General features: G+C 66.7%; 10 protein-coding genes. 4 read left to right on the top strand and 6 right to left on the bottom strand.

Going from position 1 to position 12,159, the window contains the following annotated elements; translation table 11 throughout:
* Positions 1-10: 10 nt before the first annotated feature.
* Both eccD and ACTSLZ_RS03270 read right to left on the bottom strand, forming a co-directional pair.
* A complete protein-coding gene (gene eccD / locus ACTSLZ_RS03275) occupies positions 11-1,369 on the bottom strand; it encodes a type VII secretion integral membrane protein EccD (RefSeq protein WP_443095702.1) in 1,359 nt (452 codons plus the stop codon).
* A 162-nt stretch (positions 1,370-1,531) separates the two neighbouring features.
* On the bottom strand, positions 1,532-2,842 hold the full coding sequence (locus tag ACTSLZ_RS03270; protein ID WP_179628043.1) for an ISL3 family transposase: 1,311 nt from the start codon (positions 2,840-2,842) through the stop codon (positions 1,532-1,534).
* 442 nt (positions 2,843-3,284) lie between these two features.
* Between ACTSLZ_RS03270 and ACTSLZ_RS03265 the strand changes: the two genes are divergently transcribed.
* Both ACTSLZ_RS03265 and ACTSLZ_RS03260 read left to right on the top strand, forming a co-directional pair.
* A complete protein-coding gene (locus ACTSLZ_RS03265; protein ID WP_443095701.1) occupies positions 3,285-4,493 on the top strand; it encodes a Gfo/Idh/MocA family protein in 1,209 nt (402 codons plus the stop codon).
* A 1-nt stretch (position 4,494) separates the two neighbouring features.
* Positions 4,495-5,532, top strand: coding sequence for a Gfo/Idh/MocA family protein (locus ACTSLZ_RS03260; protein ID WP_443095700.1), 1,038 nt, complete (start codon positions 4,495-4,497; stop codon positions 5,530-5,532).
* Between the two features lie 12 nt (positions 5,533-5,544).
* Here the strand turns inward: ACTSLZ_RS03260 and ACTSLZ_RS03255 are convergent, their stop codons facing one another.
* Positions 5,545-5,751 carry a hypothetical protein gene (locus tag ACTSLZ_RS03255; protein WP_443095699.1) on the bottom strand — a complete coding sequence of 69 codons (207 nt, stop codon included), beginning with the start codon at positions 5,749-5,751 and terminating at the stop codon, positions 5,545-5,547.
* A 71-nt stretch (positions 5,752-5,822) separates the two neighbouring features.
* Between ACTSLZ_RS03255 and ACTSLZ_RS03250 the strand changes: the two genes are divergently transcribed.
* Together ACTSLZ_RS03250 and ACTSLZ_RS03245 are read left to right on the top strand one after the other, a co-directional pair.
* Entirely contained in the window at positions 5,823-6,956 is a 1,134-nt protein-coding gene (locus tag ACTSLZ_RS03250; RefSeq protein WP_443095698.1) for a YjiH family protein, read from the top strand.
* Between the two features lie 81 nt (positions 6,957-7,037).
* Entirely contained in the window at positions 7,038-7,688 is a 651-nt protein-coding gene (locus tag ACTSLZ_RS03245; protein ID WP_443095697.1) for a hypothetical protein, read from the top strand.
* Between the two features lie 507 nt (positions 7,689-8,195).
* Here the strand turns inward: ACTSLZ_RS03245 and ald are convergent.
* From ald to ACTSLZ_RS03230, 3 genes are read right to left on the bottom strand one after another with little or no spacing between them, the layout of a single operon-like run.
* Positions 8,196-9,341, bottom strand: a complete 1,146-nt coding sequence (ald, locus tag ACTSLZ_RS03240) for an alanine dehydrogenase (protein ID WP_129315279.1) — start codon at positions 9,339-9,341, stop codon at positions 8,196-8,198.
* A 32-nt stretch (positions 9,342-9,373) separates the two neighbouring features.
* Entirely contained in the window at positions 9,374-10,849 is a 1,476-nt protein-coding gene (locus ACTSLZ_RS03235; RefSeq protein WP_443095696.1) for an NAD-dependent succinate-semialdehyde dehydrogenase, read from the bottom strand.
* Positions 10,846-12,150 carry an aminotransferase family protein gene (locus tag ACTSLZ_RS03230; protein WP_443095695.1) on the bottom strand — a complete coding sequence of 435 codons (1,305 nt, stop codon included), beginning with the start codon at positions 12,148-12,150 and terminating at the stop codon, positions 10,846-10,848. The genes ACTSLZ_RS03235 and ACTSLZ_RS03230 overlap by 4 nt, the downstream gene beginning before the upstream one ends.
* Positions 12,151-12,159: the final 9 nt, after the last annotated feature.

The following is a 12,159-nucleotide window of genomic DNA, read 5'->3' as shown; positions in this document are numbered from 1 at the left end:
GGACCAGAAATTAGTTTTGGAAAGTTCCGAGGAGTGCTGCGTACAGGCCGAAGTGCCCGACGACCAGCGGGATAATGGCCGTCGCGGCGACGAATTCAATGCGGTCGCCTTGAATCCGCCCCTGGGCCGCGATGTGAGGCGCCGCCTGGGCCGGCCCCTTGGCCAGCACGACGACGGCAACCAGACCAGCCAGAATCGACGCGACGAGCATCCACCACGGCTGTCCGAAGGCGGCGACGAGTGCCCCGGCCAGGGCGTAAAAGACCACCGCACCGCTGGTCCCGAGCGTCACCCTCTGGATGGCCAGCGGGAAGTGACGGATCCTCAGCAGGATCACTACAGCCCATACGGCCAGAAGGGGAATGTCCCACCAGGAGTTGACCTCACGAGTCGAGATCACGACCGCTCCCAGAGCGACCGAGCCACCAAGCCAGAGCATGGTTCCTTGGAGGCTCCGGTGAGCGACGGACAGTGCCGCCGCCACGCTCGGGCGCCTGACCTTGTGCTCACGGGTGCGGCGGTCGTCCAGCGCATTGAGCCCGGCAACCCCTATAGCCCACCGGGGCACGAGCCCGAGAACCAGGATGGCAGCCGAACCGGAGACGGCCGCAGCGTCGGACAGGCTTGTGGTCAGCATGATGCTGAGGACCCACACGGCGGCCATGATGACGGCGACGGTCAGGACGGCCACGGCGCCCCGCCAGGATCGCCTGCTGAGTTCGCGCGAGAGCTGGGTCAGGAGCACCGTTCCGGCGAGTACCCAGACGGAGCGTTGCGCGTCCCCCGGATCGAGGAAGAGTCCCCACGCGACGATGACGAACGGCAGCACGGTCAGAACCGGGCTCCTCCTGCTGTTCTCCCACCGGAGCAGGGCCCCAGCAGTCCAGCACGCGGCGGAGAGCGCCACAACGGCGACCGGCACAAGGTGCGGGGCCCAGCGCACGAAGAGGGAGAACGCGATCAGGATGCCGACGGCTCCGAGCGCAGCGACCACGAGGTCCCTGGCCGCACTCTCGGACGCCCCCTGGGCCGCTGGCAATTCTTCCTCGACAACGTCGGCGACGTCGTAAACGATCGGTTCGGGGAGCGCTTCTTCGACGCTCGTGAGCATGAGCCAGGACCCGTCCATGACTCCCGCTTGCCGCAAGGACTCCCGCTCGGAGATCGCGGGCCCGCCCAGGAGATTCAGCGCCCTCCGCTCGACCGTCTCGCGCGTGGCGGAAGTCTCGGTATGGCCTGCGTCGTTCGGGGTATCGAGGATTTCGCCCAAGCGCGGGAGCAACGTTCCGATCGGCTGGTCCGAGGGCAACAGGAGTTCCGCGGTGCGTTCTTCGGCCGATATCGTCACCCGGGTGAGTGGCGTGGACATTCTCAGGCTCCCATCATTCGGCCGGGGATTTCAGAAGATACGACTGATCCGTCCGTCAGCGGTCCTGTCGTTTCCTGCGGGTGGCGGGGGTCAATGACCACGGCGGAAGACTCGGCGCGCGTCGATTTTTCTTCCTTCTGCTTCTCGATCAGGTTGACCGGCTCATCGCATTTGAGGGTGTAGGTGGTTCCTGAAGCCGCCGGTGTCGAGCAGCGATCGGGCTATGTAGTTCGTGAGGTTCCGGAATCCGAGGGCGGAGCCGCGGAGGTGTTCCAGGCGCCCGTTGATCGCCTCTGTTGGCCCGTTGGACGTGCCGGGCCGGTCGAAGAACGCGAGGATGTCGGCGGCGCGCTGCTTGAGCGTGCGGCCGAGCTTGCGGACCTCCACGAGCGCGGCGGGGACGCCGCTGGAGACGGAATCGATGACGGCTGTCATCAGCTTCTTCGCCGTCTTCCGATCGGGTTCGCGGTAGGCGGCGATCACGCGCTGGTAGATGCCCCAGGTCGCCTCGACCTCGACGTGCTCGGAGACCGCGAACAGTGCCTCGAGACGGGTCTGCTGCCGGTCAGTGAGCAGCTGCGCGCCGGTGTGGAGGATGCGGCGGGCCTTGTAGAGCGGATCGTTTTTGCGGCCCCGCCGGCCGTGCAGGCACTGCTGGACGCGACGACGGCAGGTGTCGAGGGCGTCGCCGGCGAGGCGGACGACGTGGAACGGGTCCATCACCGCCTGCGCGTCCGGGAGCTCCTCGCTGACGGCGGTCTTGAAGCCGGTGAACCCGTCCATCGCGACGACCTCGACACCATCGCGCCAGTCCTGCGGGCGTGCGGCGAGCCAGGTCTTGAACACGGCTTTCGAGCGACCCTCGATCATGTCCAGCAGACGGGCGGGGCCGGTCTTGTCGCGGTTCGGGGTGAGGTCGATGATGACGGTGACGTACTTGTCGCCGACTCTCGTGTGGCGCCAGACGTGCTCGTCGACGCCGATCACGGCGACGCCGTCGAACCGGGCGGGATCGTCGATCAGCACTCGACGCCCTTCAGCGAGGACCGCGTTGTTCGCCGTGTGCCAACCGACACCGAGTCCGGCGGCGACGCGGGCGACGGTGAGGTGGTCGATCACGAGCGCTTCCAACGCCCACCGCATCCCGCTACGGGACAGCTTGGCTCGCTCGGGCGCCGCTGCCGTGAGGTCCTCACGCCAGGACCGTCCGCATCCCGAGCACTTGTAGCGGCGGACCCGGACCAGCAGCGTCGTCGGGCGATGACCGAACGGCTCGTGGGCGAGACGCCGCGTGTCCGTCCCGCGCGAGAGCGCCTGGCTACCGCATCCCCGGCACCACGGATCCGGCTCGGCGACGCGGCACTCGATCACCGCGCGATCCGGCTCAAAAAGCTGACCGGTGGCCACGAGGCCGAGCTCGTCGAGATGGCAGAACACGGTCAGATCAGGGGTCGCGAAGGTAGCGTGGTGCACGTCGAGGTCTTCCGGCAGATGGTCAGTGTGAGAACTTCCATCATCGGAAGGCCTCGACCCTCATCCGGCGACCGACGCGCTCAGCCACCTACCCCCTCAACTGCGAAGAGCCCATTATGCCGACCGAGATGCGCAATCTGGGTTTGACAAGGAAATACAGTCGGGATTTCACAACTTCCGAAGAGGTGAGTGGACGCGGCCCACGTGTTTCACTTCACGCGCTCCAATCTTTTTCTTTGCACAGAATGCCCATCGGCGGCGAAGGGCCACCACGTCAGCGTCATGAGCGACCGCACCCGCAGCGTCGCTTCGCACGTACCGGGCATCGACATCACCCCCTCGCCCGCCATCACCCCGGAAACCTTGCCCCCTACCCCTTGACCTGTGACCTACGACTCAGAATACTTGTCCTGACAAACTGTCATTAGTTCAAGGAGGATCCATGAGCGATCAGAGGTTCTCAGTTGCCGTCATCGGCGCCGGAATGGCTGGGCGGGCCCACGCCTACGGATATCGGCAGGCGGGTTCGGTCTTCGACTCCTCATTCCCCGATGTCCGCCTCGCCGCGATTGCTGACATGAACGTCGAGCTCGGGCAGGACACCGCGCGCCGGTACGGGTTCGAGAAGACGTACTCGGACTGGACCGAGGTCGCTCAGGACCCTGAGATCGACGCGGTGAGCGTCGTCGTCGGCAATGCGCTGCATCTGCCGATCGCGAAGGGTCTCCTCGAGGCGGGCAAGCACGTCCTGTGCGAGAAGCCGCTCGCCGGCACCCTGGAGGATGCCGAAGCAATGGTCGAGCTGGAGAAGGAATACGGTCAGAAGACCGACGCCGCCGGCCGCCCCCTCGTCACCTCCGTGGGCTACACGGTCCGCAGAATGCCGGCCCTCAACGCGATCAAGCAGAAGATCGACTCCGGTGATTTCGGCCCCGTCACCAACTTCATCTCGACGTACCTCTGCGACTATTCGTGCGACGAGAAGGCCCCGATGTCCTGGCGCTACAAGGGCGGGCCCGGTTCCGGCGCGCTGGGCGACCTCGGGTCTCACGTGATCGACACCGGTGAATACCTCAACGGCCCGGTCACTTCTGTGCGCGGCGCCTACATGGACACGATCTACAAGCAGCGGCACCTGCCGCTGGGCGCCGTCGTCGGCCATGGCCACGTGGAGGTCTCGGACGAGGTCGAACCGGTCGAGAACGAGGACTTCCTGACCTTCACCTGCACCTTCGCCAACGGCGCGGTGGGTACCTACACGATCTCTCGCGTGGCCTTCGGGACCCCGAACTCGCAGACGTACCACGTGGTCGGCCCCCGAGCCCAGGCATCCTTCGACATCACCAAGCCCGGGGAGTACATGTACGACGACGCCCAGGCAGCACCCGACACTCGGGGCCAAAGGCGCGTGATCCTGAACGGCGACACGCCGCTGTACCCGAATTCGTGTGCCATGGACGCCCCAGGCGTCGGCTGGAATTACAACGACAACTTCGCGATCCAGGCCAGAGCATTCCTCGAACAGGTTTCGGGAACCCAGAGCGGTCTGGCACCGTGCGGATCCTTCGCCGAAGGCCTCCACACGCTCAGCATCATCCAGGCCATCGCAGAGTCCGCAGAACAGTCCGGCGCCGAAGTGGCTGTCCGCTGATATGAGAATCGCCGTGATGGGTGCCGGAACCATCGGTCAGATGCACGCCGCCCACCTGATGCGAACCGAGGGCGTCACCGAGGTCGAATTGGTCGGGCGCGACGACGCCCGCGTGCGCGACCACGCGACACGGGTCTCGGAGCGCGCGGGGGTCGAGGGAGCCGGCGTGCGGCTGAGCATCACCACAGACGCCTCTGCAGCACTCGACTCTGCCGACGGCGTCGTCATCGCGACCCCCGGATCCACCCATCCGGAGCTCGTCAGGCACGCGGTCCGGCGCGGGCTGCCCGTGTTCGTGGAAAAGCCGCTGGCTCTCACGGCGAAGGATTTCGCCTCCTTGGTGCAGGACATCGAGGCCGCGGGTGCGGACGACACCGTGATGGTCGGCTTCCACCGCCGCCACAGCAAGGAGTACCGGGCCCTCAAGGGCCTGCTGGACGCCGGCCGTGCGGGACGACTGCGATCGATCGTGAGCGTCGACCACGACAAGTACGCGGCCGATCCCACGAAACTTTCGGGGTCGGGCGGAATCTTCGCGGACATGATGGCGCACGGTTTCGACGTCGTCCCGTGGCTCGTGGGTGAGCAGGCGGAGTCCGTGTACGCCGCCGCCTCCGCGGCGGCCTTCGGCTCCTACGAGGACAACGACGAGTTCGACACGGCCGCCGCGTTCCTGACATTCCCCAGCGGCTTCATCGCCACGCTGTCCGCCATGAGGGGGCACGCGGTGGGGCAGGACGTCAGGACCGTGGTCCACGGAACCGAGAATTCCTATTCGGTGGGCGAGACGGACCGAGTCGCCATGACGCGCATCGACCCGGACGGCCGCATCGAGGCTCCCAAGGAGACCTTCGAGGGCTATCAGGACCGGTTCGCCGAAACCTTCGTCCTGGAAATGCAGGATTTCGTGGCCATGGTGTCCGGCGAAGGACTCAACGAAACCCCTCCGACCTCGGGGATACACGGCGTCGAGCTGCTCGATGCGGCCCAGCGGTCCCTGGCATCCGGTCGCCCCGAAGAGGTCACGCCGCTCCGCTAGACCTCGTGGCTCTCAGCACAGCAACCTGTGGCTCGTGTAACGTTGTATAGACAACTGCTGGTGAGTTCTCAGGGGGTCGCTGATGACTGAAAGAACACGGGCGGAGGCGCAGACCGCCGCCATGGTCCCGGTCGGTACACCAGGGGTGTGGAAGGACGCCGCCAAGCTGATCGTGCTGTCACTGATCGGCTTGGTGGTGTTCTTCGTCCCGGTAACCATGGACGGCAAATCCTCCATACCCCTGGATCACCTGGTCACGCTCGTCCGGCAGTACGCCGGTCCTGTGGTTGATGCTGGCCCTGATCGTGGTCGGAGCCGCCCGGCCCTTCGTCACGGGCAGCTGGAAGCAGACCCCCACCAAGGTCGTCTTCTCGCTGCTCAACGTCGTCGGCCTGATCGCGGCACTGCTGATGGTGACCCGGCCGCCGGCCTGGCTCGCCGACCCCGATATCGGTCCCTTCCTCTGGAAGACCCTCGTGCAATCTGTGGGCCTGATCGTCCCGATCGGAGCGATCTTCCTCGGTTTCCTCATCGGTTTCGGTCTCATGGAATTCGTGGGCGTCTTCGTTCGCCCCGTGATGAGGCCGATCTGGCGGACGCCCGGCAGATCAGCGGTCGACGCCGTCGCGAGCTTCGTCGGCTCCTACTCATTGGGTCTTCTCATCACCAACCGCGTCTACAAATCCGGCGGATACACCGCCCGGGAGGCGGCGATTGTCGCCGTCGGGTTCTCGACCGTGTCCGTGACGTTCATGGTCGTGGTGGCCAAGGCCCTGGACCTGATGGACCACTGGCTGATGTATTTCTTCGTCTCCTTCGTGGTGACGTTCGTGGTCACGGCGATCACGGTCCGCATTCCCCCGCTCTCACGCGTACCGGACGAATACTGCCCCGGATCGGTGCCGACACCCGAGCAGAAGATCACGCGCAACCGTTTCGGCGTCGCTCTGGGTCAGGCCCTCGGAACCCTGCGCGAGGGCCCCGGCGTGGTGCGAGTGATCTGGGCGAATTTCAAGGACGGCGTGCTGATGACCGCTTCGATCCTGCCGTCCATCATGTCGGTCGGTCTGATAGGACTGCTGCTGGCCAAGCACACGCCGATCTTCGATTGGATCGCCTGGATCTTCTATCCGATCGCGTGGCTGGTCCGGCTGCCCGAACCGCTGCTTGCCGGCAAGGCCGTGGGCGTCGGTCTGGTGGAGATGTTCCTTCCCTCGGCACAGGTAGGCGCCGACGAGAGCATCATCCTCCGTTTCGTGGTCGCCGTGGTCTCGGTGTCCGGCATCATCTTCCTCTCCGCGATGGTCCCGTCCATCCTGGCCACGGAAATCCCGCTCAAGTTCTGGAAGCTGATCGTGATCTGGTTTGAGCGCGTGGTCATTTCGCTGGTCATCACGACGCCGATCGCGTACCTGCTCCTGTGACGGCGCCTGCCACGATTCCGGTGTCAGTTCCTGTGCCAGTCTGGGAGAAACACCGTTTGCCACTGTGAGGGGGGGCATGTCATGCCGACGGAACGCGAGCCGACCGCGGGGCGGCACCGTTTTACCGGGCACATCGCCGGGGTCGGAACGGCCGGCGGGACCCGCATGGTTCTGGGGGCATGGTCCAGAACTCCGCACGGCCCCTTCGCCGACGTCATGGTCGCGCATCCCGACGGCACCCGAGAGCTGATCGCCCCCGACCAGTGGGTCGCGGACTTCGTCTCGGCGACCTACACCTTCGACAGGATCCGCATCGCACCGGTACGAGTCGATGCTGGGGACAGTCCGCCGGGGGCGTCCCCCGGCGTACGGTGGTCGGTTCGAGCGGGGCCTCTGGACTGGACCTTCGACGTCGGATCTCGGCGTCCCCTCGGGTGGGCCCTTCGCGGGATTCCTGGAAAACTCGGGACGAGCCTCGCCTTCGCCCGGGTCACCGACCGCGTGGCCCCGTGGATCCTCCCCGGCGTACGGACCCTGGGGACCGCGGGCAACGGGAGAACCGAGTGGTACGCGGCCACCGACCTGCACGCGATACGCGATTCGGTCGGTTCCTGGGCGGGGTGGACCCTCGGGGCGATGACGCCGGTCGACCCCGCCCCCGACTTCGGATTCGGGTCGACGCCGCGGGAACCGAGCCTGACCTCGCTGACCAGCACCGTCGTGGTTCCCTGAGAGCAGGCGGGGCGGGGCCGACGGGCTCGAGGTGGCAGTGTTGTGCGGGTGCGGGGCGGCGACGGGCTCGAGGCGGCAGTCTCGTGCGGAAAACACCCCTCAAACCGCACAACAGTGCCACCTCGCCCCGTAGTCGCACGCCAATGCCACCTCGAGCGAGGAACCACCCCGAAAACGCACACCATTGCCACCTCGAGACATCCCACACCACCCAGACAGCTATCCGGCAACATCCAACGGGCTCGAAGTGGCAGTCTCGTGCGGAAAACACCCCTCAAACCGCACAACAGTGCCACCTCGCCCCGTAGTCGCACGCCATTGCCACCTCGGGCGAGGAACCATCCCGAAGCCGCACGCCAATGCCACCTCGACGGGTGGTCGTGCACGGGCGCCGCATCTGCCCCAGTCAGCCCACTGCCACAGTCAGCCCGCTGCGCCAGCCAGCATCAACGACACACCCGCCCCAGCCAGCCCCAGCCCCAGCCCCAGCCCCAGCCCCAACCAGCGTCAGGCCGGCGCGCCCGCCGTCGTCGGGGTCCCGTTCGCGCCCGACGCGTCAGGGGATTCCTTCGCCAGGTCCGGGAATGCAGCCATCACGCCCGGCTGTACCAGCCGGCCGCTCGCGGTGTTGACGCCTTTGGCGATGGCGGCATCCGAGACGATCGCGTACTCCGCCCCGTTGCTCGCGATCGACTTGATGAACGGCATGGTCGCGTTGGTCAGTGCCTTGGTCGCGGTCTCGGGGACCGTGCCGGGCATGTTGGCCACGCAGTAGTGCCGGATTCCGTCGACCTCGAAGATCGGGTCGTGGTACGTCGTCGCGTGCGAGGTCTCGAAGGCGCCACCCTGGTCGATGGCGACGTCGATCAGGAGAGCGTCCTTCTTGAGCAAGGACAGCTGATCCCTGGTCACGACCTTCGGAGCCGCCCGACCGGGAACGAGCACGGCGCCGATCACGACGTCGGCGTTCCTGAGTTCTTCCTCGACCGTGACCGGGTTGGACATCAGCACGCGAGCGCGCCGGTCCAGGATGTTCTCGAGTTCACGGATCCGCTTCGGGGACATGTCGAGGACCGTGACCTCGGCCTGCATGCCCAGGGCCAGCAGGGCCGCGTTGGCACCCACGGCCCCGCCGCCGATGATCACCACGCGTCCCGGAGCCACGCCGGGCGCTCCGCCCAGAAGCTTGCCCGGCCCGTTCCCGTCACGGGTGAGGTGGCGCGCGGCGGCGTGCACCGCGAGCCGGCCCGCGATCTCACTCATCGGGGTGAGCAGCGGGAGACCGGTCTCGTCCTGGACCGTTTCGTAGGCGATGGACAGAGTGCCGGCCTCGAGCAGGGCCTCCGTCAGGGCGCGGTCCGCGGCCAGGTGAAGGTAGGTGAAAAGCGTCAGGTCAGACCGCAGGTAACGGTATTCTGCCTCGATCGGCTCCTTGACCTTGATCAGGAGTTCGGCCTGGGCCCAGGCGCCGTCCTGGTCCGTCATCGTCGCGCCGACTTCCTGGTAGGCGGCGTCCTCGAACCCCGCCGAAACACCGGCCCCGGACTCGACGAACACGGTGTGGCCGCTCCGAACCAGTTCGGACACATTCGCGGGAGTGAGGCCGACCCGCTCTTCCTGCGGCTTGATCTCCTTGACGACCGAAATGCGCATGGTTTCTCTCCTTCTGATATTGCCTGTGTTCCCTAGCGGGACGCGATGTTGTAGAAGCGAATGTTCTGGTATTCCTCGAGACCCTCGGCCCCGCCCTCTCTGCCAAGCCCCGACTGCTTGACGCCGCCGAAGGGGGCCGCGGCATTGGACGGGACACCCTGGTTGATCCCCACCAAACCGGTTTCCAGGCGGTCGGCCGCCCGGAAGGCTCGGTCGAGACTCTCCGTGAAGACGTACCCGGCCAGCCCGAACTCCGTATCGTTGGCCCGGGCGATGGCTTCGTCCTCGTCGTCGAAGCGCTGGATCGCCGCGATCGGGCCGAAGATCTCCGTGCCCGTGATGCGTGCCTTCGGTGGAACACGGTCCAGCACGGTCGGCTCGAAGTAGTTGCCCGCGCCCTCGGGCGCGTGACCGCCGGTCAGCAGTTCGGCCCCGTCCTCGACGGCGCCCTCGACCAATCCCGCCATGTCCCGCACGGCGGCCTCGTTGATCAGGGGGCCGATTCCCACGCCCTCGGTGAGACCATGGCCGATGCGGACCGACTCCATCTGCTCCCGGTATGCGGACACGAAATCGTCGGCGATCCCGCTCTGCACGTACATCCGGTTGGCCGCGATGCAGGACTGACCACCGTTGCGGAGCTTGGCCGCGGCGGCACCGGCTGCAGCTCGTTCCACGTCGGCGTCGTCGAAGACGATCAGCGGGGCGTTCCCGCCAAGTTCCATGGACGTCCGCAGGACCCGCTCGGAGGCCAGGCCCAGCAGGGTCCGTCCGACCTCCGTGGACCCGGTGAAGGAGACCTTCCGCGTGTACTCGTCCCGGAGCGCGGTCTCGCTGAACATGCTCGAACTCGACGTGGTCACCACCTGGACCAGGTCCTCCGGGACTCCGGCTTCGTGGGCGAGCTGGACGGCGTAGTACGCCGTCAGCGGGGTTGCCGTGGCCGGTTTGATCACCGCGGGGCAGCCGGCCGCGAGCGCGGGGGCGATCTTCCGGGTCGCCATGGCCAACGGGAAGTTCCACGGCGTGATGAGGACCGCCAGGCCCACGGGGCTTCGCCGGGTCACGATACGGGACCCGCCGTCCGGGGCCTCCTGGAAGTTCCCGCCTGAGCGCACGGCCTGCTCGGCATACCACCGGACGAAATCGTTGCCGTACTTGACCTCGCCCCTGGCCTCGGGAAGGGTCTTGCCCATTTCCCTGGTGATCAGCAGCGCGATCTCCTCGGCGTTCTCGTTCAGCAGTTCCCACCAACGGTGCAGGACGTTCGACCTTTCGCGAGGCGTGGTCCGCGCCCAATCGGCACCGGCCCGGTGGGCCGCGCCCAGGGTTCGCGTGATGTCGGTGCTGTGCGCGTCCGGGACGTGTGCAATCGTCTCCCCCGTCCCGGGGTCCGTGACGGCAATCCCGGTGTCGGCCAGGTCGAGCCCGCGAACGACGTCGTCCGCCCTCTCGATCCCGGCGCTGTCGAGTGGGGCCACGGTTGCGGTGCTGGTCCGTGCGTTCACGATGCTGCCTCCTCACGGATGGCCTCGTCCATGGCGGCGAGGAAGTCGTCGAGTTCTTGTTCGGTCACGATGAAAGGCGGGCTGACCTGGAGCGTGTTGCCGCGCAATGGCCTCGAGACGAAGCCCTTGTCGACCATGCGGTCGCAGACAGCGCCCGCGGAGACCTCTTCGCGGAGGGTCACTCCGCCCAGCAGTCCGGCGTACCTGACCTCGACGACGTCGTCGTTGCGGGCGGCCAGAGATTCCAGGGCCGCACCGAACGTGGGCTCGAGGTCGTGCACCCGCTGGACCAGGTTCTCGTTCCGGAGGATCTCGAGGTGCTTGATGGCAACCGCGGACGCGGTGGCGTGCCCCGCATAGGTCGAACCGTGCCGGAAGATCGGTGTGTCGGGGGAATCCTCGTAGAAGGGCTCCCAGATGCGGGGGCTCACGAAGATCCCGCCCAGCGGGGCATAGCCCGAGGTCACGCCCTTGGCGAAGGTCACCAGGTCGGGTTCGAGCCCGTAGCGTTCCGTGGCGAACATCGTGCCGAGACGCCCGAAGCCGGTGATGACCTCGTCGAGGATCAACAGGATGTCGTTGTCGCGGCAGAGTTCCTGAATCGTTTCCAGGTACCCCTCCGACGGCGGGTTCACGCCGCCGGTCCCCTGAACCGGCTCGGTCACGATGGCGGCGATGTTCTCCGCGCCGATCTCCTCGACCGCCCGACGCACCTGCTCGGGGTCGTCCAGCGAGATGCGGGCCGTCTCCGGGACCAAGGACTCGGTGCCGTACCCCTCACGGTTGAACTCCAGTCCGGCGATGCTCGTGCCGTAGGCGTGCAGCCCGTGGTACGCGAATTCGCGGCTCAGGATGATCTGCTTCGAGGACCGCCCCTCGCGCTGCCAGTGCCTCCGGGCGAGCTTGCAGGCGACGTCGATCGCGTCCGACCCGCCGCTGTTCAGGATGATCTTGGGGTCGGGGATGGGGGAAACCTCGGCCAGTTTCTCCGCGAGGGTATCCGCCTTGTCGTTCGTGAAGCGGGCGAAGGTGTGGTACGTCTCCAGCTTCATCATCTGGTCGTAGGCCGCCTGGGCCAGCTCGGGGCGGGAGTGGCCGATATTGGCGTGCCACAAGCCTGCTGTCCCGTCGAAGAGCCGTTGGCCCTCCCGCGTGACGATGTAGGACCCCTCGCCGCCTTCGATCACGAGCTGCCGCCCGATGACCTGCGGCGCCTGCGCCTGGGCAGGCCACAGGGCGGGACCGTCGACCGGAGCCTTGTTCGTGGCTTCCGAGGCGTTGTTCTCGATGGTGGTGGTCATGATCGTGGT

Origin of the sequence: Rothia koreensis, assembly GCF_052232265.1 — a bacterium.
GTDB lineage: Bacteria > Actinomycetota > Actinomycetes > Actinomycetales > Micrococcaceae > Rothia > Rothia koreensis.
Note: the sequence above shows the minus strand (reverse complement) of the source record. Positions and strands in the feature narration are given on the sequence as shown.

Bases quoted from the DNA above. Each gene is read 5' to 3' on its own strand.
- eccD (WP_443095702.1), bottom strand. From the start codon at position 1,369: ATGTCCACGCCACTCACCCGGGTGACGATATCGGCCGAAGAACGCACC.
- ACTSLZ_RS03265 (WP_443095701.1), top strand. From the start codon at position 3,285: ATGAGCGATCAGAGGTTCTCAGTTGCCGTCATCGGCGCCGGAATGGCT.
- ACTSLZ_RS03260 (WP_443095700.1), top strand. From the start codon at position 4,495: ATGAGAATCGCCGTGATGGGTGCCGGAACCATCGGTCAGATGCACGCC.
- ACTSLZ_RS03255 (WP_443095699.1), bottom strand. From the start codon at position 5,751: ATGGTTACCGGGACGAAGAACACCACCAAGCCGATCAGTGACAGCACG.
- ACTSLZ_RS03250 (WP_443095698.1), top strand. From the start codon at position 5,823: ATGCTGGCCCTGATCGTGGTCGGAGCCGCCCGGCCCTTCGTCACGGGC.
- ACTSLZ_RS03245 (WP_443095697.1), top strand. From the start codon at position 7,038: ATGCCGACGGAACGCGAGCCGACCGCGGGGCGGCACCGTTTTACCGGG.
- ald (WP_129315279.1), bottom strand. From the start codon at position 9,341: ATGCGCATTTCGGTCGTCAAGGAGATCAAGCCGCAGGAAGAGCGGGTC.
- ACTSLZ_RS03230 (WP_443095695.1), bottom strand. From the start codon at position 12,150: ATGACCACCACCATCGAGAACAACGCCTCGGAAGCCACGAACAAGGCT.